The following is a 21,100-nucleotide window of genomic DNA, read 5'->3' as shown; positions in this document are numbered from 1 at the left end:
CTTAAGCCTGCGGAGCTGACGGCTCTGCTATCTGATTTAGAAATGAATGGGATAGCAACCAGCAGTGATGAAACAGGAATTTGGTAGAAAGCCCATAAATTTATAGCTTTTTATATATTTTTATAGTTTTTTATAGATCCAAACTAGCGGAGTGTGGCAATGAGTATTAAATTTGATGATTTTCTAGCTGAACAGCTTAAGGATCCAAATCTAAAGAAAGAATATGATGTTTTAGAGCCTGAATATACCATGATTAAGAGTATTATTCTTGCAAGAAAAGAAAAAGGACTTACTCAGAAAGAACTTTCAGAATTAACAGGGATAACTCAAGCTGATTTATCCAAAATAGAAAATGGAAATGCTAATCCCTCAATAAGAACATTAAAGAAACTTGCCGCTGGTCTTGGAAAGAGACTTCAAGTATCTCTAGTGTAATTTAATTGTAATTCAGGCAGCTCTATAGGCTGCCTGAGTTTCAATCAAACTGGTAGGAGAAGTACTTTCTACTTGAATCTGTTGATAACTGGTTTTGCAGGTGGTGTAGACTGCGTATTATCAGCCTTACCTGAACTTAGAGCATCAGAAGGGCTCTCTTCTGTAGCTGCAACGTCTTTCTCCATATTTGCATATAGATTCAGCTCAGCATGAGGCGCTTTCCCTTCTTCAACACTCTTACTCCAGTTATTTCTTCCTGCCGCAACTTCATAACCAAGGTTAAAGTAGGTTTCATATCTTTCCTTAAGCTTTTTCTCTCCGCCTGGTGCCAGTGCAAGCATCAGCATCAGGGAGTTGATTCCGTTGCCCAACAGCCCAGCAGGTGTTTTTACAACGGTTGTCCCCTTTGGGGCTAGATCACCAAAACTCCAGAAAGCAACGAGCGCGAGCAAGCCTTCTGGGGTATCAGGACCTTTGTTTCCAATCTTTATACAGTTATTGGCATTATCCTCATCTGGGGATACGATATAGCTGTAAACACTATCTAGCGCAGAGCGTTTATTTTTAATCTGAGCTTTTAGATCAACCTTTGGCAGGGCAGCCTTAATGGTTTCGATTGTCTCCTTTCTTGAGGCCTCGATTTTATCCTGAAGCTCTTTTCTTGCTTTGGTAATAGGACTGTTTTCTATGTCGATAACTATATCCTGTCCATGATTTCTGAGCATTTTTTCACAGGTTGCATCTAACAGCTCAAACAAATCCTTTCCATGTTTTTTTCTAATTTCGCTCATTACAATTTCTATGGCTTCTTCACAGTCTTTTCTTACCTCCGGATCAATATTCTTTATTCTCTCCTGATGAGCTGCAAAAGCCTTATCCCTGAAAGCATGGAAATCAGCAATCTTCTTATCAACATCATAAGGCGGTTCTTCCATTTTTTTTGCCCAATCAGGGAGATTAAATGGCTTTGGCTTTCCTATATCATCAATATCACGTGGTTTTGCCGGAGCCTTTTTTAATTCCTTGAGTAAATCCAGAACACAGATATATGACCACCAGACTGCTGCTCTGTGATGAAGATTGTAGGCAAGAAAAGTACAGGCATCCTTAAACTCTTTCTTGTTTTCAAGTTCATGCAGAAAATCCTCACTGTTTGGATAATTTTCTGCAATTTCAAGAAGATCGGTGGTTGCAGGAAACATTTCCTGCTCAATAGCTTCTTTAACAGTCTGGTACTGTAGAAGTACCAGATGTTTATTCATCCACTCAAGCTGATTTGATACATTTGCCATGTTTAAAATTTACTCCGTATGTTTTTTTTAGTTCATCTTTAAGGCCTTAGTTGCGATTTCTGTTGCACCTGCACTTGTCTGTAGAGCCTTTGCTCCGGTATCCAGTGCTTTGGCTTGATTCTGGTTGGCCTCTGCGTTGGTCTGAGTTGCTGCAACTTCACCACCCTGAGCTTTGACATCATCCTTAGCCAGAGAACCTTCATTTGAATTACCTTCAGCCTTCTTTTCATCAAGAACAGCCTGATCATCAGTTGGCTTAGATTCTCTATCTCCAGAAGGATCACTTTCCTTGATATTTGAGGCTGCAAGTGATTCAAGAGCTTCTTCTGCAATAATCATTGCAACACCAACGCCTATATCTTCTGCCAGGCTTGTTCCAAGTGCTTGCAGCTGTTTTTTACTTTCTTCTGTCAGTGCCATAATTACAGCTCCATATTCAATAAACTATTGTTTCCCATTCCATTAAACTACAGGTCTAGCATCCAACTTGTGGTATGTTGCTGCTTGTTCTCTTGTAGTGTACATATCTAATAATCCACCTTTCAGTGCAACCTTTGCTGGTTTTAATCCCCACTGATTTGCGGCTACGATAGTATTTATTGCCACGGTGTTTAATGTATATTTCAGGCTGGCAAAAAGGTATTTTATGTCCTGTGCATGATTCTTTCCAACAAGACCTTTTCTTTCAAACCAGTTGTCATCGTCAGCCATATCAGTAATGGCGACAACTATATCCATGCATTTAGCGATAAAATCAAGAGTGTCACAGGATAAGTCACATACGTCTACTACAAAACGTGCGACAGTTCTGCCATCTGCTGCTTTTGCTTCATCCAGAGCTTGTTTCTTCTCAGCCTGATCTGCAGTCTTATTGGTTACAGCTGTGTCGTAATCGGTTTGTTTCTGATGTATGTCTGCAGCACTGTCTCGCCTGGTACTACAGTAGTCGTCGTGAGTTTTATTCATTTTCTGGAATAGACCATCACCAACAAAATAACCGGAAACTTCGTTAAATACAGGGAATAGAACTCCATCTAAAATTCCTTTTTCATATTTAGAAGCATCAGGATTTGTATTTACGGTAATAGTATTTGCCATTTCTTTTACAAGTTCTTCATCGAACTTAATGACACTCAATGTATGCTTTGGGAAGGTGCTGGTTGTCATGCTTGCTTCTGCTCCATTCATGCCACATACACCTTTACTTACCTTGAAGCCCGAGCCGACGCCATCTTTCATAGCTGCTGCAAATTTTGCAGAGATATTGACTGTTGGAGCTTTGATACTTGTGCCTTCGTAGCTGTCTAAGGTTAAGGTTGAGCCAAAGCTTGACATCGCACCATTTGCAAAAGGTATAGAACAGGCTTTGATTGCTGAAGATAGGATTGTAAAGGAAGTTCCTGCACATCCCATCTTGATACTTCCTGTGGAGGTCATGGTAATAGAACCTGAACCGGTCAGGGAAGTTGATTTTGAGGATGAAATATTTACGCTTTCAGCATTGATTGTTACTGTTCCCTTTGCATTTATTTCTAGATTTCCGTCATGGTCAATCTTGAATACATCACTGAAGGAATCTATATAATTTCTTGTATATCCTATTTCTCCGATAAATTCATTAACAATAGCTTCCAATCCTGCTTGTGCTTTATCATTTGCACTCTGCTTTTCTTTTTGAGTTTTTTCTGCATTTTTTTTGTCATCATTTAATGAGCTAAGGTCAGACTTTATATTATTAAGTTCCTTCTGTTTTGCATTTTTCTCATCACCTGTAAGTGCTTTTACTGCAATTTCAGCGATTTCCTTTTCTCTATCCTTGTTTTTAATTTTGCTTTCTATTTCATTAAGTTTGCTGTCAGCTTCCTTAAGCTCTTTTTCTGTTTTTTCAACAAGTTTCTTTATTGCAGCACAACGTTTTTTTATTGAAGCTTCACTAAGTGCCTTACAATCGCTTTCTTTCAAGGTTCCAAGATATTTGCTATCAATTTTACTGGAGTCAGAATAAGCCTGGTAATATTTATAGGTGTTATCCTGTTTAACTAGAGCTTCAACAACCGATGTTTCGGTTCCAGCCAGAATCTTATTTTTTATGTATTGCTTGATATCGGTATTTTTTTCAAGAGATAGTTTTGAAAGTTTGTATTGGCTTTCATCAACATTAAAACCTTTGATTCCGGTATTTTTGCTAGTGTCGGTTGCATTCCATACATGCACTCTTGCTCCATGGCTGTGGGAAGCAAATCCTTTTATGGATGCTAGTTTATTGTCCCTATCTGCTTTATTTGCCTCGGTTACAGAAGTAGAGTCTTTCTGAGAAAGGAAACTATGAAGATAGTAATTGTTGTCGCCTGAGATAATCAGAACCTTTTGTCCAATACGTGGCATATTGAATATTTCGTTATTAGCCACTGTGGAGGTTAGTCTTACCTGAACAGGATTACTCTGACCAGAAGGCAGTGCATAAAACATGCTTGGATTCTTGGTATCATCTCCTGCGCAGATACATATTGCGCCTGCAATCGGTTCTTTTACTGAAGAATCATCACTAGGTGCTGGCCAGTTGCCAGAATAACGACCAGCGCCATCTGTTACAACCGCCTCTAATATCCTGATATTATTGGTTTCAGCACGCACTGATATTTCTTTGTTTATCGCTACAGGTTTATCTTCAATTTCTACAAAATCAGCAAAGGAACCTGGCTCTTTATTCTGGTCCTGCTCATATGCGCAGATGGTTTCCTCTATACTTGGTTCTAGCTTTTTACTGGTATTGAATATTGAGCCATCTAGACCAGCAAGGATGTGTAGATCAACATTATCGACAATCAGTTTTACTTCACTGTCAATGTAGTTCTGTGCTTTTATAACAGTTCCTGGCACAAAGATCAGATGGGATGCGGTAAGTTTGTATACCATCCTCTCTCGTTCTGTCTTATTGTTAAGATTCTTAAGATTCTCAATTTCTGCGTTTGTCTGTGAAGCAACAGCGTTCTTTTCTGATGTTGTTGAATAGATCAGAAATTCATTGCTATTGTTAAATGCTCCCAGATTATGATTTTTAACATCAATACTGAATGATGTTAATTTTGGAGAGCCGCTATCAGACTGGTCGCAGACAATTTCAATATCGTAATTGAGCTTATCTTTGTTTGAGTTATCAAAATAACTACTTACAACTCCATTGCTTTTGCTGACACCATAGCCCTTGCTAAGGAAAACCTTGATAACTTTTTTGTTATTATCCTCTGCATGAATAATATTGAAATTCAGGCCAAAATCAGTAAGTAGTTTTCTTAAACAATGAAGAGGAGTGTAATTTCCGATCTGAATACATACGTTGTCAGGGAGTGAAGAAGATATATTTTTATCTTTAGAATCAAGAAGCTCATATTTTATTGATAAATATGAACTGTCTTTGTAATCTTCTCCGTAAATAACCTTTTCTGGTTTACTTAAGAATTTCTCTAGCTTATCCTGTAGTTTTCCATAAGTTAGATCATGGTACTTGTAATTACTTTCTTTGAGTAGCTCAAAAGGTGATGTGAAATCAATCTCGAAGATGTTGGCTGGTTTGCTGTCGGACTTGGTGGTTACATCCATGGTTCTGCCAAGAAATTTCACTGAAGAAATAAGACCGTTGATAAGTCTCTTGAAGCTGTAATCCTGTTTTAACTGCTTATCTTTGTCTGGAGCGTGCAGGTTATCTGAGATTTCAATCTCGATATTTATCATCTTTCCTATAAGCTGCTGCAGTTCTGAGGCCTTTAACGAATTTGTTGCATAAAAGAACAGTTTTCCGTAGTAGAGGTCTGAAATTCCTTCTTTAAAAGAAAACTCATAAACAGAGTATGAAGGAAATATAACTTTACCCTTTGTAATCGTAGGAGTAATGCTGAAATAAATAGACTTTAGCTTAGTATTCATCTTATATTCCCCTGAAAACTGATTTCTATATACAAATATCTTCTGTAAATGCGGTAAATTCCCTTCAAATACAGTTAAATTCGCATATTTCAATCATAGTTGAGAAAAATAAACTAAAAAGTTGCCTTTTCTGCATTTTTTTCTAATTTAAATGATCAATGATCACATATATAGAAAAAAATATATTTTCAATAATAATATGTCTAAATCTGTATGTAAAATGTGACTATTCTCAAAAACATTAAAAGTAGTGAAAAATAATATTAAAAATATGAAAGTTTTTTTGTATGAGGAGAGTCAATAGATAAAATTTTTAGATTTTTCTTGATAATTGAAAATCAGAAGATATAGATAATACTTTTACAATCACTGTTAGTGTTCGCTCTTAAGAGCGCTCCCTGTGTTTTTACGGAAGAAGACCCTAGGTCGTTTCATTTCGGCAGGATAACTTCGATCCATCTCCTCACTTTAATCATCTCCTGAAGTGAATGTGTTTAAGTATTCTTTCTTGGTACCGTATAGTTGTCACAAATCCTAATATAAGATATATCAATATCTACATAAGCATTTCTTATTAATTTTTTCTTTAAGGAAAAGAGAATATTTTCTTTAATTTAACAATAACCTTATTTCTTAATTTTATCTTTATTAAACAATAAGATATTTATTATTTAGATATCTCATACTCCTAAGTTTTTGCTAAGTAAAGAAGAAAATATGTGACTATCTTCAAAAAATTATAAAAGTAGCTAAAATATTCTGTAAAAAAGATCTATATTGTGTAATAACAAAACAACATTATTTTTGATAATGTTCATCTGCCAAAGGCTTTAAGGGGAAAAAATATAGTTGAGCTTCTCCTAAGAAAATAAATAGGGCAGTTTTTTTTTACAACAGTTTTTATTTTCATGAGAATGAATTTAAAAACAATTAAAAGGTCAAACAAAAGCTCTTTTAGAGCGTGATAGTCATAAAAGGAGATTTATTATGGCTGCAGATTTTTTTGTAAAGATTGACGGCATTGATGGCGATTCAAATGACAAGGGCCACAGCAAGTGGATTGAAATTGTAGCATTCGAACACGGTTCTGTTCAGAACGTTGGTGCAGGAAGAGCTACAGATGTATCTGGACGAGGCGCTTTTGAACCATTTACCTTTGTTCATCTGATTGACAAGGCAACCCCAAAGATCCAGCAGTTCTGTATGTCAGGTCAGAAGGTTGCAAAGGTACAGTTCCAGGTATGCCGTGCAGTTGCTGGTAAGCAGGAACCTGTGTATGAGGTTACTCTTGAGAACGTGAAGATTTCCAAGGCTTTTGTTAAGTCTGTAGTTTCTGGCGGAAACGGTGCAGACGCTCTGATTAACAGTTTCCAGGGCGCAGACGGTGCATACCTGCCTTTAGAACAAGTGGAGATGATTGCAGGCAAAATTACTTGGAAGTACACCGCTATTAAACCTGATAACACCAAGGACGGTGCAGTAGAGGCTAACTTCAACCAGATTGAGAATGCTTAATCTGATTGTTAGGTAATTGTACTTTGTTATAAAACTTTTTAGTTTATATCGCAACATTTAGGACATTCTGGTAAATCAGATGTCCTAACAGAATAACTCCCAAAGGGGAACTCCCAGAGGGGGGGAATTTGAAAGGAGACTTATCATGGCTTCAGATTTTTTTGTAAAGATTGACGGTATTGACGGCGATTCAAACGATAAGGGCCACAGCAAGTGGATCGAGGCAATCTCTTTCTCTCATGGTTCAGTTCAGAATGTTGGTGCGGGAAGAGCAACTGATGTGTCTGGTCGTGGCACATTCGAACCATTCTCTTTTGTTCATTTGATTGACAAGGCAACCCCAAAGATTCAGCAGTTCTGTATGTCCGGTCAGAAGATTGCAAAGGTTGAATTCCAGGTTTGTCGTGAGGTTGCAGGTGCACAGGTACCTGTTTATGAAATTACTTTGGAAAATGTAAAGATCAGCAAGGCCGAAGTAAAGTCTGTGGTTTCTGGCGGAAATGGCGCTGATGCTCTGATTGACACCTTCCAAGGAGCAGATGGTGCTTATCTGCCAGTAGAACAGGTACAACTTGTAGCAGGAAAGATCTCATGGAAGTATACAGCAATTAAACCTGACAGCACTAAGGATGGCGCTGTTGAGGCAAACTTCAACCAGATTGAGAATGCTTAATTCTATAGAGGCTTTCTCCTCAGTGAGAAGGCCTTTTTTATTTACTGTAAACCTGTATCTGTTACATGGGAGTAAGAAAAAAATACTGTATAGAGGGCACTTTTTAGAACGATGTTAATGCGATCAGACTTGTATTTTGAACAAAATAAATATGACATAGTTTCTAAAAATTGCTTTTTTTTCTTCTATGTTAGCTAAAACAAAGAGATGATCACAGTAAATATGACATTCAAAAACTACTCTTGAAGTTAGCAGTTATATATCTGAATTTATTTATTTTATTCAAATAATCGCGATATCTAGAGAGCGTTTGGGGGAGAAAATGGATTTTCCTGATTTATCGACACTGACGACTGAATTGCCAAACAATCGCTGTGGAGATAACTGTGAATATGATCAGTTATACATGGAACTAGATTCTCTTGCAGTTGGAGTCCCTGATTCTGAGATGGGAGAATCTGTATCTGAGGGAAAAGATCCAGAATTCTCTAAGCTATGCTCGTCATGTCTTTCCTTATGGGAAAAGACCCGTGACCTCAGAGTGGCTACCTATTACACGATTGGACTGTCATGCTGCAATGGTCTTGAAGGTCTGAAATTCGGACTGCAGCTTATCGATTATCTGATTGACAACATGTGGGAGGATTTTTATCCAAAGCTTGATCCTGAGGATGATAACGATCCAACTGAACGAGTAAACATTCTCCATATGCTGTCTCCTCAAAGCGGCTCATATAATGATCCTATCAGGTTTATTTTTCATTTAAGACAGAATCGTTTTGTAGATTCTCTGCCATATTCCATCAGAGATGTGATGGTGGTTCAGGGGTTTATCGAAGGTAAGGCAGAGAACGAGGTTGATCCTGTTATTGTTAATGCAGAACTCAATGGTGTTCCTGCAGAAGAGATGGAAAACCGCAGTCAGTGTGTAGATGACATTCTCTCTCTGCTCGATAAGATTTCTTCTAGCATGAATGAGAAGATGGGGAATGCGGGATATCTGAATCTTGAGGCTCTAATTGCTGAAATGAAGAGCGTCAAGAAGTTCATATTATCATATAAAAAAGGAGGCGTTTCATCAGATGAATCTTCAAATGTTCAGGACACAGGCGTTACTGAACAGAAAACTGACATAGGAAACGGTGGTAGCGAGTCTGGAAAAAAATATATTGGCTTTGATATAAAGTCTTTTGTTGTTTCAGACCGTGGTGATGCACTGATGCTCATAAAGAAATGCTCTGATTTCTTCGCGAAAACAGAGCCTACTAGTCCTCTTCCATTTTTATTAAACAGAGCTCTACGCATGTCAGATATGAATCTTCTGGACATTATGCGAGAGATTGATGAAAACTCGGTTTCAAAGGCTATGGAACAGCTTGGTGTGATCCAGAAAGCTGAAGAATGATTTTTTTTCAACATTAAGGATAGGTAAATAGAATGGCAAACAGCAGTTCTCAGAAATTTATTGGAAGGAATAGAGCTCCGAGAGTTCAGGTCGAATACGACGTAGAACTTTATGGTGCTGAGAAAAAGGTAAATCTTCCTTTTGTTATGGGAGTTATGTCAGATCTCTCTGGTAAACCAGAAGATCCTCTCCCAAATGTAGAAGAGCGAAATTTTGTGGAGTTCGATTCAGAGAATTTTGACAGCAGATTAAAGAGCATCAAACCAAGAGTTGCATTCTCTGTACCTAATGTACTTAATGACGATGGTGGCAATATTGCAGTCGATATTACCTTCAATAATATGGAAGACTTTTCTCCTGACAAGGTTGCAGAGAAAGTTGAAGGTGTAAAGCAGCTTTTAGATGCAAGAAAACAGCTGGCTAATCTATTAAGTTATATGGATGGTAAGAGCGGGGCTGAAGAACTTCTTGGCAAGCTGCTTGAAGATCCTGCTCTGCTGAAGGCTCTGAGTGCCAAGGCAAAGGAAGAGATGGAAAAGGCCAAGGATGAATCTGCAGAAAAGACTGATAAGGAGTAAAGATTATTATGACAGATACAGTAAAAGAAGAAGGCGCACTATCTGCGGAGATGGAACTTTCTGATTTTGATAAACTTCTTAATCAGGAATTCAAACCAAAATCAGAGGAGGCAGACGTTGCTGTGAAGGGAGCCGTAAGAACCCTTGTTTCTCAGGCTCTGGAAAATGCAACTTTAGTCAGTGACAATGCTATCAAGACTATTGAAGGAATTATCTCTGAGATTGACAAGAAACTCAGTGCTCAGGTTAATAAGATTATTCATCATAAGGATTTTGAAAATCTTGAAAGCGCCTGGCGTGGACTTTCTTACCTTGTAAATAATACTGAAACCAGTACCCAGATGAAGATCAGAGTTCTTAATATCAGTAAAAAGGATGTGGCAAAAACTCTGAAAAAATTCAAGGGAACTTCCTGGGATCAGAGCCCTTTATTCAAAAAGATTTATGAAGAGGAGTACGGTACCGCTGGTGGTGAGCCAATCGGTGCCATTGTGGGTGATTACTATTTTAATCATACCGGTCCCGATCTTGAGGTGCTAAAGGGGATAGCTCAGATTTCAGCAGCTGCTCATGCTCCTTTTATTGCAGCTGCAGATCCTTCAATTATGAATCTTGATTCTTGGCAGGAGCTGGCAAACCCTCGTGATATTTCAAAGATCTTCTCAACACCTGAATATGCTGCATGGAGATCTTTCAGAGACTCAGAAGACAGCCGTTATGTGGCTCTGACTCTTCCTCGTGTATTAAGCCGAGCTCCATATGGTGCTACTACCAATCCTGTTGAAACATTTGATTTTGAAGAGGATACCAGTAACGGTAACTCTGCAAATTACAACTGGATGAATGCGGCCTATGCTATGGGCGTTAATATCAACCGTTCCTTTACCGATTATGGCTGGTGTGCTCATATCCGCGGCGTTGAGTCTGGCGGTGTTGTTGAGTCTCTTCCAACTCATACCTTCCCATCCATGGATGGCGGTGTAACCATGAAGTGTCCTACAGAGATTGCAATTACCGATCGTCGTGAGGCGGAACTTTCCAACAATGGTTTCCTTCCATTATGTCACTGGAAGAATACTGATTATGCTGTATTTATCGGCGGTCAGACTGTAAATAAGCCTCAGGAGTATGACAATCCTGATGCGACCGCAAATGCAAATCTATCTGCAAGACTTCCTTATATCTTTGCAACAACACGCTTTGCTCATTATCTGAAGTGCATTGTCCGTGACAAGATTGGTTCATTCAAGGAAAGAGCCGATATGGAGAAGTGGCTGAGCAACTGGATTTCAAACTATGTTACCTCTGATCCAAATGCATCTGAGGAGGTAAAGGCAAAGTATCCTCTTGCTGAAGCCAAGGTTGTTGTGGAGGACGTTGAAGGACAGCCTGGATACTACAATGCCAAGTTCTATTTAAGACCTCATTATCAGCTTGAGGGCTTAACTACATCATTAAGATTAACTACAAAGGTTCCTAACGGAGCTAAGTAACACTAAGGAGATTAAGATATGGCCTCTGATTTTTATGTAAAAATTGACGGTATTGATGGAGATTCCAACGATAAAAGCCATGGCAAATGGATTGAAGTCGTAGCTTTCTCTCATGGTTCTGTTCAGAATGTAGGAGCAGGTAGAGCAACCGATGTATCTGGACGAGGCGCTTTTGAACCATTTACCTTTGTTCATCTGATTGACAAGGCAACACCAAAGATCCAGCAGTTCTGTATGTCAGGTCAGAAGGTTGCAAAGGTACAGTTCCAGGTATGCCGTGCAGTTGCTGGTAAGCAGGAACCTGTATATGAGGTTACTCTTGAGAATGTGAAGATTTCCAAGGCTACTGTGAAGTCTGTAGTATCTGGCGGTAACGGTGCAGATGCTCTGATTAACAGTTTCCAGGGAGCTGACGGTGCCTATCTGCCTTTAGAGCAGGTAGAGCTGGTAGCAGGCAAGATTACCTGGAAGTACACCGCTATTAAACCTGATAACACCAAGGATGGTGCTGTTGAGGCAAACTTCAATCAGATTGAAAACGCTTAACACAGAAAGGCTTCCTTTCCCTGTGAAGGGGAGCCTTCTTTAAGGATTTCTATGGCAGATAGTTCCAAACACGGTCAGCAGTTTTATCTTCCAAGTCTATTATCAAGGCTTACCAGAGAAGATATAGATGGACTTTCTGATATAGACATGCTTAAAGAAGAAATTCTGGATAATATTTTTATGCTCTTGAACTCAAGAGTAAGACCGGAAAAAAAGGATCTGGAGAGCGATCCGTTTTTATACCGTTCGGTATTAGGGTATGGACTGAGTGATTTTTGTGGATTATCGCACAATCAATTTACTGTTGATAACCTGTTAAAAGAGATTCGAGATCTGATTGAATTTTTTGAACCAAGACTTGATCCGGCAAGTATAAAAGTGCAGAAGTTAAAAAGTAATGATATGACATCTAATATAAAGATTCAGATTACAGGTTTGGTTTCAGTTCCTCCTTATACGGATGAGGTTAATTTTCTGTTTACTCTGGACTTGGAGTCAGGTGTTCCTCATATACATAGAGAATAAAAGAAAGGAGCATTTATGAATGAAGATTTTCTTTCGTATTATCGAGAGAACCTAGTTCATTTACGCCAGATGGGAACTGAATTCGGTGCTCAGTTTCCAAAGGTTGCTTCAAGACTGAATCTGTCAAAACAGGATTCACAGGATCCTTTTGTGGAAAGACTTCTTGAGGGAACAGCCTTTCTTGTCGCTCGTGCTGAAAAAAAATTTGATGACGGCTATCCTGAGCTTCTGCAGCAGATTTTAAATAAAGTCTGTCCTCTTGCCTCAACACCTGTACCGGCTGCTTCTGTTTTGAATTTTACGGGATCAGGTCAGGAATATAAAAACGAACAGATTAGTTGTTCGACAGTATATGACTGTAATGTGGGCGGTAGGTTTTCTTCATCTCTGAAACTGTCACCAATGTGGAGAACTCGTTTTTATCCATTGAGTGTCACTGCTGCAAATTATGAGTCTTCGCTGGTTAATATTCTGCCAACAGAAGAAATTGATGCTCTGAATCTTAAATCTGCTCTGCGTATGACAGTTCTTGGCTGCAGTAATCTTAAAGATACTGGTTCCGAAGATGATGGTATTGATATTTATCTGGATATGGTGGATTCTAACTCCTCAAGAATGGCATACTGCTTTAACCGCCATCTTAAGGCCGTGTATATTGAGGATGAATCCGGAAATATAACTAAGGTTTCCGATAAACTTGAATGTTTCTACAAGGCTGAGCAGTGTGAGAATATTTTTAATGAGATTTTTGGCTATATGCCAGGAATATGTCTTCTTCAGATGTATTTCTCATATCCATTCATTTATCGTTTTTTAACTATCAGAGGTCTTCTTGAGATCTTAAAGAAGTCATCCCAGAATTCTTTAAATCTGATTTTTGCCTTTACTTCTTCAGTTGATCTCCAGGGCGAAGTAACTGAATCTTCATTTAAATTCTCATGTCTGCCGGTAATTAATCTGTTCAGGATGCGTAGTAGTCGCTCTACTCTTAATTTAAAACATGAGTTCCTTGTAAGCGCAGATAGAACCAGCTCTTTAGATTATGAAATTATCAAAGTTGAGAATGTGGAGCTATATGATTCACACAATGTTCATGTGAATACAGCGCTGCCTTTCTACTCTTTCAGAAATACTCTGGATAATGAAGATAATGCAGTCTTTTTCTCAACTGTAATGAGAGAGCGTCTTAACGGTATATACAGATCTAGAAGCAATTACCAGAAGTCAGAGGTATTCATTTCACTGTCTGGAGCTATTTATAATTCTGCTATTAGAGACCTACAGGAATTCACAGCTAATCTGTGGTGTTCAAATGCGGATCTGTCTCTATTTGTCGGTGCAAACAAAAAAGTAACTACTCCTGATGGAAGTGGATCTGCATCGTTTGTTATTCCTTTAACTTCTCCTCGTCCGGCTTTTTTTATGAGAGGAGATCTGAATGGATTCTCAAGACTTTCATTCGTTCTAATGAATCTTTCTGCACAGCTTCTGCAGCAAAGTGATGAGTGTAAGGCTGTTCTGCAGAATCTTATCCAGATTTTTTATCAGGGATCTGTTGATGAAAAGAAGATCCTGATAGCAGCTATCAGCAAGGTTGAGACCAGTCCAAGTGTTTTCAGATTCGTTGAAACTGGTCATATTTATTTTGAAAAGGGCTTTAAGGTAGACATAGTCCTTGAGGAAAGTAATCTTACAGGCTTTGGCGTATATGCTTTTGGTTCAGTCTTAAGAAAGGTTTTATGTGATTTTTCTTCGTTGAATCTGTTGGTTAGGTTTTCTCTCTATGGCGTAAAATCAGGGTTAATCAGCTCATGGACACAAGAGAAAGACAGGTAAAGCAGGCTTTAAGAGTTTTGCGAAATTTCGGGGATGTGGACTTTTTTGAAGTTGTAAGAAACTTTGAGAAAGCAAATGGCATTGTCCCTGGAGTTGGCTATAGAAACTCTTCAAAATGCAACGTCCGTTTTTCTCAGAAACCAACTCTGAGCGGTGTTCTTCCAGCGGTTACAGCAATAAGTGAAGATAAAAACGGCAACTCGGTAATTGAAGTATCTGGGCCTGGTTTAACAGGAACCGATGGGCCAATGCCTTTAGAGTTCACCAGCAGAGTTCTGCAGCTTTCAAGCAATTATTATGATTACGCACTTCAGCGTTTTATAGACATCATCAATAATGAATTCTTATCTCTTTATTATCGTTCTTATGCTCAAAAGGATTTGGCCATAGGCTTTGATAAAAAGGAGAATAATCTTCCTCGTGCTATTTTCAGGTCTTTTTCTGGAGCTCCTTCCGGTAGAGATCCTGTTCTTCCTAAATTTGCTGCTGAGGCGATGATGCCTTTTGTTCTTTCGAAAAACAGTGGCGCAGAAGGTTTAAGAACAGTTCTAAGAGAGTTCTTTGGCTTTGATATCAGAATTGAAAGTAATATTTTTGAGCGCTATTTGATACCTGAGCAACTGCACTGCAGACTGGGGCATAGGGAAACCAGTACCCTTGGTGTAAGTATGCAGATAGGCAAGCATTTCTACAGTCACACCAAGAAATTTGTTTTGAAGCTTGGCCCTATGGATTTCAAAGATTGTTATGCAATGCTTCCAGGAACAAAAAATTATAGGCATCTGATAGAAATTATAAATCTGTATCTGCAGAAGCCTCTTGATTATGACCTGATATTTATTCTTAGGAAGAATTCCCTGAAGGGTATTTATCTGAATGGGAAGTATACGCTGGGATCAAACTGTTACTTTAAATACACAAATGATAAGGGAGAGTGTCAGATTGTCATTAATGTTTCTCGACTTAATGGCCATGCTGCGTAGAAACTATAAGGAGTCAACCAATGTTGAAACTTAAAAGAGTTCAAATTTTCGGAAAACTCGACAAGACGGCATATAAGGCCCTAGAGAGTGCAACTGTACTGTGTAAAACCAGAGGAAATCCTTATATTGAACTGGTACATTTTTTAAATCAGATTCTTTTGGGGGATGCTAGTGATGTGCATGAAATTGTTCGTTACTTCTCCTTAGATGAGGCTCAGCTTTCAAAAGATCTGATAGCCGCACTGGACCGATTGCCTCGAGGCGCAAGTTCAATAAGTGATTTCAGTAGCACCATTGAGCTTACAATTCGTGAAGCATGGATGGCAACCTCAATTGTTTATCAGGAACGAACTATCAGAACAGGTCATCTGCTTCTTGCTATGAAGCAGAATCAGGAGCTTTCCCGTATTCTTTCTGATATCAGCTCCGAGTTTATCAAGGTAAACGGAGATATGCTTCAGGAAAAATTTGCTGAAATTGTGAAGAACTCTCCTGAAGTTTCAAGTGTTGTCAGCGGCTCTGAAGGGGCTACCGGTCAGGCTGGACAGATGCTCTCCAATCCTGCAATGGGCAAGGGAGAAGCCCTTGATCTCTACACAACAGATCTGACAGCTCAGGCAAAGGAAGGAAAGATTGACAACATTGTCGGACGTGATGAAGAAATCCGTAAGATGATTGATATTCTGATGCGCAGAAGACAGAATAATCCAATCCTGACTGGTGAAGCTGGCGTAGGTAAGACAGCTGTGGTTGAAGGCTTTGCCAAACGTCTTGCTGATGGAGATGTTCCTGACTGTCTTAAAGGGACAGTTCTGCGTTCTCTGGATTTAGGTCTTCTGCAGGCAGGCGCTTCAATGAAGGGCGAGTTTGAAAATCGACTTAAACAGGTGATTGAAGAGGTTAAAAGTTCAGATACACCTATTATTCTTTTCATTGATGAAGCCCATACCTTAATCGGTGCTGGCGGTGCAGCAGGTCAGAATGATGCTGCAAATCTATTAAAGCCTGCTTTAGCCCGCGGTCAGTTAAGATGTATTGCTGCAACAACCTACCAGGAATATGTCAAATACTTTGAAAAGGATCCTGCTTTAACCAGACGTTTTGAAAATATTCTGGTTTTAGAGCCTGATGATGACAAGGCGGTGCAGATGCTTCGCGGAATGACTCATATGCTGGAAGGTCATCACAAGGTCAGAATTTTAGACGAGGCACTAAGTGCTACTGTAAAACTTTCCCGTCGCTATATTCCTGCACGTCAGCTTCCTGATAAAGGCGTAAGTGTCCTTGATACAGCCTGTGCCAAGGTTGCCTTAAGTCAGAGTCAGGAACCTTATGAAATTGAATACTCCAGACGCAAAATTGATGCTATGACCTTAGAGCAGGAGATTCTTAGCAGAGAGAATTCACAGGGATTTTTACATGAGGATGAATTAAAAGCGCTTGCAGATAAGCTGAATAAAGAAAAAGCCCACTATGAAGAGTTGAATGAAAAACTTAAGAAGATTAGAGATAAGGCTAAAGAGTATTTTGATCTGTGCGAGAAGATTGCTCCTCACAAGGATAAGAAAGAAGAGGTTAAGTCAGAAGAGAAAGCAGCGAATGCTGAAAATGCAGAGACTGCAGAAAATTCAGAGAAGGCAGCTAAGAAAGAAAAATCTGCAAACAGTAAGCCTTCCAAAGCTGATTTTGAGAAGCTTAAAAAACTTAGAAATGAACTCAATGAGATGCAGGGCGAAACCCCTATGCTGCTTCCTGAGGTGGATGCTCAGGCTGTTTGTACTGTTATTTCTGAGTGGACAGGTATTCCTCTTGGCAGAATGATGAAAGATGAGATTAATTCTGTTCTCAAGATGTCTGAATTCCTGCAGCAGAGAGTTATCGGTCAGCCTCATGCACTTGATCTGATTGCAAAACGACTGATGACTGCAAGGGCAAATCTTTCTGATCCTAACCGACCAATTGCAGTTCTGATGCTGGCAGGTCCTTCCGGAGTAGGTAAGACTGAAACTGCTCTGGCTCTGGCTGAACAGTTATACGGAACAGAAAGTAATCTTATAACTATCAATATGAGTGAATTCCAGGAAGCGCATACTGTGTCAACCTTGAAAGGTGCGCCTCCAGGATATGTAGGCTACGGTGAAGGCGGTGTTTTAACAGAGGCTGTTCGTCGCAGACCTTATAGTGTGGTTTTATTAGATGAGATTGAAAAAGCACATAAGGATGTTCATGAGATTTTCTTCCAGGTTTTTGATAAAGGCCAGATGGAGGACGGCTCTGGAAGACTCATAAACTTTAGGAATTGCGTAATTATATTGACGACCAATGTTGGTGATGATGCGATTATGAATCTTTGTCAGGATGAAGATAATCTGCCAGATCCTTCTGTATTGGAGGAGGCTGCACGTCCTGCAATGATGAAAGTTTTCCCTGCAGCATTATTGGGTCGCATTAATATAATTCCGTACTATCCTTTAGGTAAGAAGGCATTAAATCACATTGTTGATTTGAAGCTTAATAAGATTGTAAAACGTGTTAAGGAAAACTATCACGCAGAGTTCAGATATACGCAGGAACTTCGTGATGAGATTATATCAAGATGCAATAATGTCGCATCTGGAGCTCGTCTGATTGATGCAATTGTAAACAATGATCTGCTACCTGAACTGAGCGCGCATTTCCTTGAGTGTACAATGGAAGAGAAACAGCTTGTATCCGCTACAGCAAGTGCAAAGGATGGCAAGTTTGTTTTCGACTTTGAAACTAGAGAGGTGTGATTATGACTCCTGCAGCAACATTAGTAAATATGACTGCAACAGGAGATGTAGTAACCGGCCCAGGTATGCCCCTTAACCTAGTTAATGCTCTACCTGAAGCCTGTCTAGGTGATCTTGTTGCGGGCCCCGTATGTGTAGGGGCCATTACAGTGACAACTGCTATAAATCACCTTGTAAAAGGAAGACCAGCAGCCTGTCTGACTTCCGTTGTTAACGGAGTAAACCCAGTGATAGGTGCGCCAATGGTGACATCAGTTGTTGTGGTTCCAAATATCAACAGAATTGTCTGATTCTGTTCTGTTGGTTTTTAGAGATTTACCCACGAAAAAAAAGCTAGGACACATTAATGTGAACCTAGCTTTTGTTTTGTCAGAACTGCAAAAGCGATTCTGACTGTACAGATCCTTCTTTAGAAGATGTTATCTGAGCTTACGCCTGAGGTATCAACTTCAGTCTGGACTGGAGCTCCTCTGCTGTCAGTTGCTGTGTTCTCTACACCTTCCTCTCCGACATCTGACTCTGAAATTGTTGTTCCACCACGGATGCACCAGTCTGAGATACCATGGTTAGAACATTTCTCTAAGCCTGCAGGAACAGGAATCGGAGCAGGTGGGGTTCCTGCCTGTGAGAGTTTTATAAACTCCGCCCAAATTGGCAGGGCAGAGTAGGCACCGCCCTCTGGTCCCTGAGTTCTTGACCAGCCTAAATCTCTGTCTGAATCAAATCCCATCCAGGATGTTGCAACCACGTCACCATTGAATCCTGAGAACCAGGCATCATGAACGTTATTCGTGGTACCGGTCTTGCCATGAAGATCTTCTCTTCCGGTTACGGTTTTTGCTCTTCCTCCGGTTCCCCAGTAATTGCCTGAGACGCCGTGACCACCGTAAATAACAGAACTCATCATGTCTCCGATAATAAAGGCATTCTTGTGGGACAGAACCTGTGGAGCACTGTTCTCTGGCTCTTCAACTCCATCCACGTATTCAAGGTTGATTCCATTTACAACTCTGTCAGGTGCATTTGGATCTGCTATTTTAGGCTTCTCCTCGAAGACAACCTGACCGTTTTTAACAATCTTTGAAATCAGGTAAGGGGTAATCTTGTATCCACCGTTGGCAAAGGTTGCATAGCCGGTAACCAGTTCAAGAGGTGTTACTTCAACAGAACCTAAAGCCATTGATTCAACCTGCTGAGATTTAGGCAGATTAAATCCGAACTTCTTGATATGCTCAACTGCGTTCTGAACACCTATCTGACGAATCAGTCTGATGGAAACAACGTTCTTTGAACGGGCCAGACCTTCTCTTAAAGTCATGGCACCATCGTAGCGGTTTGGTGAATTCTTTGGAACCCACCAGGTCATTGAACCAGGATCCCAGGTTTTGATAGGCAGATCCTGGAAGATGGAGTTAATGTTGATTCCTCTTGCTACAGCTGCTGAGTACAGGAATGGCTTGAAGTTTGAACCGGTCTGACGTACTGACTGAGATGCTCTGTCAAATTTACTCTTGGCAAAGTCATAACCACCAACAGTCGCAACAATAGCTCCGGTATACTGGTTTAGAGCAACAATTGCTGCTTCTACCTGAGGAATCTGAGTTAAAACATTTTCCTGCTTGTCATTTACGTAGTAGTAAATCAGATCTCCTAAAGCTACAACCTCAGATACCTTCTTTGGTGAAGGGCCCTGTCTCTTGTCTGATACAAATGGTGCAGCCCATTTCATATTTTCAAAAGTGATTTTTACTTCTGCTTCCTTTCTGCCGATAGCGGTACAGATTCCGTTTTCATCACTGATTTCAGTAACAATAGCAGGCTTGATGTAATGGAACTTATCAGCAGCGTAAAGATATTTTGCTCTGTCAAAGGTATCAGGAGAGTAATTCTCAATTTTATTGATGTTGTCTGCAGCTCCTCTGTATCCGTGACGACGGTCATAATCGGTTACGCCCTTGAAAACAGCATAGTTTGCAGCTTCCTGATCTTTAGAAAGAACAGTTGTGTATATCTCATAGCCATCAAGGTAAGCCTGATCTCCGTACTTATCGATGATACTCTGGCGAACTGTCTCTGCTACATAAGGTGCATAGGATTCAAGCTTTGAGGCATGGAACTCTGCTCTGTATGGTTCAGCCTCTGCTTTTTTGTATTCATCCTCGGTAATGAAGCCTAAGGAAAGCATTCTCTCTAAAACCAGATGTCTTCTTTCTCTTGAACGCTCTGGATTTGAGATTGGGTTTAGTATTGAAGGAGCCTTCGGAAGTCCGGCTATGGTTGCCATCTGTCCTAGTGTCAGCTCATCAAGATTCTTTCCATAGTAGGTCTGAGCTGCGGCCGCAACACCGTATGATCTGTGGCCTAAGGCAATTTTGTTTAGGTATAGCTCAAAGATTTCCTCTTTGGTCAGAACCTGTTCAATTCTTAGGGAAATGAATATTTCTTTGAGTTTTCTCTGAATGGTTTTCTCTCTGGTCAGATAGAAGTTTCTTGCCACCTGCTGAGTGATGGTACTTGCTCCCTGACGTGCGGAAGCTGCTGTAAGAGAAACAATAGCAGCACGGAAAATACCGATTGGATCGATACCGCTGTGTTCATAAAAACGGGTATCTTCAATTGCCAGAAAGGCTTTTTTTAATTTATCTGGAATTTTGTCAATTGCTACAGGAATACGTTTTGCCTCTCCGAATTCACCGATCAGCTTGTTATCTGCGGTGTAAATCTTCATAGGGGTTTCAAAACTGACTTCCTTTAATTTTTCTACATCAGGAAGATCGCCTAAAGCCTGATAATATAAACCGGCACTGGCTACACCAATGGCACCGATTCCGAATAATCCTGTCCAAAGAGCGAATTTTAAATAATGTAAAAACACAAAAAGCCTCTGTTAAAAACTAAGCATCTCTTATTTTGTGTGTATATTATATCTTATGCCGTGTGGAAAACACACTATTCATATCTGTCACTTAATTTCAAGGTAACAAATTAATTGTATTTATCTGTTTTCTAAAAAAAATGTGACGGAATCGAAAGCTTTCACCATTTAAGTCGCTAATTATTTGTGATTACGCCTATTTTTTATACAAAACACATTTCTTCCTGATTTGTTCAACTAAAATCA

General features: G+C 39.7%; 16 protein-coding genes. 12 read left to right on the top strand and 4 right to left on the bottom strand.

Translation table 11 applies throughout. The annotated features are described in order from the left end of the window. Nucleotides 1–159 precede the first annotated feature (159 nt). Complete coding sequence (locus BM308_RS07730; protein ID WP_074944267.1) at nt 160–435, top strand: helix-turn-helix domain-containing protein; 276 nt, start codon at nt 160–162, stop codon at nt 433–435. Nucleotides 436–503: 68 nt separating this feature from the next. Here the strand turns inward: BM308_RS07730 and BM308_RS07725 are convergent, their stop codons facing one another. Genes BM308_RS07725 through BM308_RS07715 form a run of 3 tightly spaced genes read right to left on the bottom strand, consistent with a single transcriptional unit; the run spans nt 504 to nt 5,651 of the window. Beyond that, a complete protein-coding gene (locus tag BM308_RS07725) occupies nt 504–1,727 on the bottom strand; it encodes a DUF6931 family protein (RefSeq protein ID WP_074944265.1) in 1,224 nt (407 codons plus the stop codon). 27 nt (nt 1,728–1,754) lie between these two features. Continuing rightward, nucleotides 1,755–2,147 carry a hypothetical protein gene (locus BM308_RS07720; RefSeq protein ID WP_074944263.1) on the bottom strand — a complete coding sequence of 131 codons (393 nt, stop codon included), beginning with the start codon at nt 2,145–2,147 and terminating at the stop codon, nt 1,755–1,757. A 42-nt stretch (nt 2,148–2,189) separates the two neighbouring features. Beyond that, nucleotides 2,190–5,651 (bottom strand): hypothetical protein, encoded by a 3,462-nt coding sequence (locus BM308_RS07715; protein ID WP_074944261.1) that lies wholly within the window; start codon nt 5,649–5,651, stop codon nt 2,190–2,192. Nucleotides 5,652–6,638: 987 nt separating this feature from the next. On the opposite strand from BM308_RS07715, the gene BM308_RS07710 reads away from it, so the two are divergent. The 11 genes from BM308_RS07710 to BM308_RS07660 all read left to right on the top strand — a co-directional run bounded on the left by BM308_RS07710 (nt 6,639) and on the right by BM308_RS07660 (nt 18,269). Further along, nucleotides 6,639–7,166: an Hcp family type VI secretion system effector gene (locus BM308_RS07710; protein WP_074944259.1), complete on the top strand. Its 528-nt coding sequence runs from the start codon at nt 6,639–6,641 to the stop codon at nt 7,164–7,166. A gap of 145 nt (nt 7,167–7,311) precedes the next feature. Continuing rightward, on the top strand, nt 7,312–7,839 hold the full coding sequence (locus BM308_RS07705; protein ID WP_074944257.1) for an Hcp family type VI secretion system effector: 528 nt from the start codon (nt 7,312–7,314) through the stop codon (nt 7,837–7,839). 322 nt (nt 7,840–8,161) lie between these two features. After that, nucleotides 8,162–9,244, top strand: a complete 1,083-nt coding sequence (locus BM308_RS07700; RefSeq protein ID WP_074944255.1) for a type VI secretion system protein TssA — start codon at nt 8,162–8,164, stop codon at nt 9,242–9,244. Nucleotides 9,245–9,276: 32 nt separating this feature from the next. Continuing rightward, complete coding sequence (tssB, locus tag BM308_RS07695) at nt 9,277–9,822, top strand: type VI secretion system contractile sheath small subunit (RefSeq protein WP_074944253.1); 546 nt, start codon at nt 9,277–9,279, stop codon at nt 9,820–9,822. A gap of 8 nt (nt 9,823–9,830) precedes the next feature. After that, nucleotides 9,831–11,315, top strand: coding sequence for a type VI secretion system contractile sheath large subunit (gene tssC / locus BM308_RS07690; RefSeq protein WP_074944251.1), 1,485 nt, complete (start codon nt 9,831–9,833; stop codon nt 11,313–11,315). A gap of 18 nt (nt 11,316–11,333) precedes the next feature. Further along, nucleotides 11,334–11,861 (top strand): Hcp family type VI secretion system effector, encoded by a 528-nt coding sequence (locus BM308_RS07685; RefSeq protein WP_074944249.1) that lies wholly within the window; start codon nt 11,334–11,336, stop codon nt 11,859–11,861. Nucleotides 11,862–11,912: 51 nt separating this feature from the next. Then, on the top strand, nt 11,913–12,386 hold the full coding sequence (gene tssE / locus BM308_RS07680; protein WP_074944248.1) for a type VI secretion system baseplate subunit TssE: 474 nt from the start codon (nt 11,913–11,915) through the stop codon (nt 12,384–12,386). A gap of 15 nt (nt 12,387–12,401) precedes the next feature. Beyond that, nucleotides 12,402–14,222: a type VI secretion system baseplate subunit TssF gene (gene tssF, locus BM308_RS07675; protein WP_074944246.1), complete on the top strand. Its 1,821-nt coding sequence runs from the start codon at nt 12,402–12,404 to the stop codon at nt 14,220–14,222. Then, complete coding sequence (tssG, locus tag BM308_RS07670; RefSeq protein WP_074944244.1) at nt 14,198–15,205, top strand: type VI secretion system baseplate subunit TssG; 1,008 nt, start codon at nt 14,198–14,200, stop codon at nt 15,203–15,205. The genes tssF and tssG overlap by 25 nt, the downstream gene beginning before the upstream one ends. 20 nt (nt 15,206–15,225) lie before the next feature. Next, the gene (gene tssH, locus BM308_RS07665) at nt 15,226–17,979 is read left to right on the top strand and encodes a type VI secretion system ATPase TssH (protein ID WP_074944242.1); all 2,754 of its coding nucleotides are present in this window, start codon (nt 15,226–15,228) and stop codon (nt 17,977–17,979) included. A gap of 2 nt (nt 17,980–17,981) precedes the next feature. Then, on the top strand, nt 17,982–18,269 hold the full coding sequence (locus tag BM308_RS07660) for a hypothetical protein (RefSeq protein ID WP_074944240.1): 288 nt from the start codon (nt 17,982–17,984) through the stop codon (nt 18,267–18,269). A gap of 119 nt (nt 18,270–18,388) precedes the next feature. On the opposite strand, the gene BM308_RS07655 is transcribed toward BM308_RS07660, so the two are convergent. After that, a complete protein-coding gene (locus BM308_RS07655) occupies nt 18,389–20,854 on the bottom strand; it encodes a penicillin-binding protein 1A (protein WP_074944238.1) in 2,466 nt (821 codons plus the stop codon). Nucleotides 20,855–21,100: the final 246 nt, after the last annotated feature.

This window comes from Succinivibrio dextrinosolvens, assembly GCF_900116345.1.
Taxonomy (GTDB): domain Bacteria; phylum Pseudomonadota; class Gammaproteobacteria; order Enterobacterales; family Succinivibrionaceae; genus Succinivibrio; species Succinivibrio dextrinosolvens_B.
The sequence above is the reverse complement of the archived record's forward strand: the minus strand, read 5'-3'. Positions and strand labels throughout refer to the sequence as shown.

What these genes read in the sequence shown, in the direction of transcription:
- BM308_RS07730 (WP_074944267.1), top strand. Translation starts at nt 160, where the DNA reads ATGAGTATTAAATTTGATGATTTTCTAGCTGAACAGCTTAAGGATCCA.
- BM308_RS07725 (WP_074944265.1), bottom strand. Translation starts at nt 1,727, where the DNA reads ATGGCAAATGTATCAAATCAGCTTGAGTGGATGAATAAACATCTGGTA.
- BM308_RS07720 (WP_074944263.1), bottom strand. Translation starts at nt 2,147, where the DNA reads ATGGCACTGACAGAAGAAAGTAAAAAACAGCTGCAAGCACTTGGAACA.
- BM308_RS07715 (WP_074944261.1), bottom strand. Translation starts at nt 5,651, where the DNA reads ATGAATACTAAGCTAAAGTCTATTTATTTCAGCATTACTCCTACGATT.
- BM308_RS07710 (WP_074944259.1), top strand. Translation starts at nt 6,639, where the DNA reads ATGGCTGCAGATTTTTTTGTAAAGATTGACGGCATTGATGGCGATTCA.
- BM308_RS07705 (WP_074944257.1), top strand. Translation starts at nt 7,312, where the DNA reads ATGGCTTCAGATTTTTTTGTAAAGATTGACGGTATTGACGGCGATTCA.
- BM308_RS07700 (WP_074944255.1), top strand. Translation starts at nt 8,162, where the DNA reads ATGGATTTTCCTGATTTATCGACACTGACGACTGAATTGCCAAACAAT.
- tssB (WP_074944253.1), top strand. Translation starts at nt 9,277, where the DNA reads ATGGCAAACAGCAGTTCTCAGAAATTTATTGGAAGGAATAGAGCTCCG.
- tssC (WP_074944251.1), top strand. Translation starts at nt 9,831, where the DNA reads ATGACAGATACAGTAAAAGAAGAAGGCGCACTATCTGCGGAGATGGAA.
- BM308_RS07685 (WP_074944249.1), top strand. Translation starts at nt 11,334, where the DNA reads ATGGCCTCTGATTTTTATGTAAAAATTGACGGTATTGATGGAGATTCC.
- tssE (WP_074944248.1), top strand. Translation starts at nt 11,913, where the DNA reads ATGGCAGATAGTTCCAAACACGGTCAGCAGTTTTATCTTCCAAGTCTA.
- tssF (WP_074944246.1), top strand. Translation starts at nt 12,402, where the DNA reads ATGAATGAAGATTTTCTTTCGTATTATCGAGAGAACCTAGTTCATTTA.
- tssG (WP_074944244.1), top strand. Translation starts at nt 14,198, where the DNA reads ATGGACACAAGAGAAAGACAGGTAAAGCAGGCTTTAAGAGTTTTGCGA.
- tssH (WP_074944242.1), top strand. Translation starts at nt 15,226, where the DNA reads ATGTTGAAACTTAAAAGAGTTCAAATTTTCGGAAAACTCGACAAGACG.
- BM308_RS07660 (WP_074944240.1), top strand. Translation starts at nt 17,982, where the DNA reads ATGACTCCTGCAGCAACATTAGTAAATATGACTGCAACAGGAGATGTA.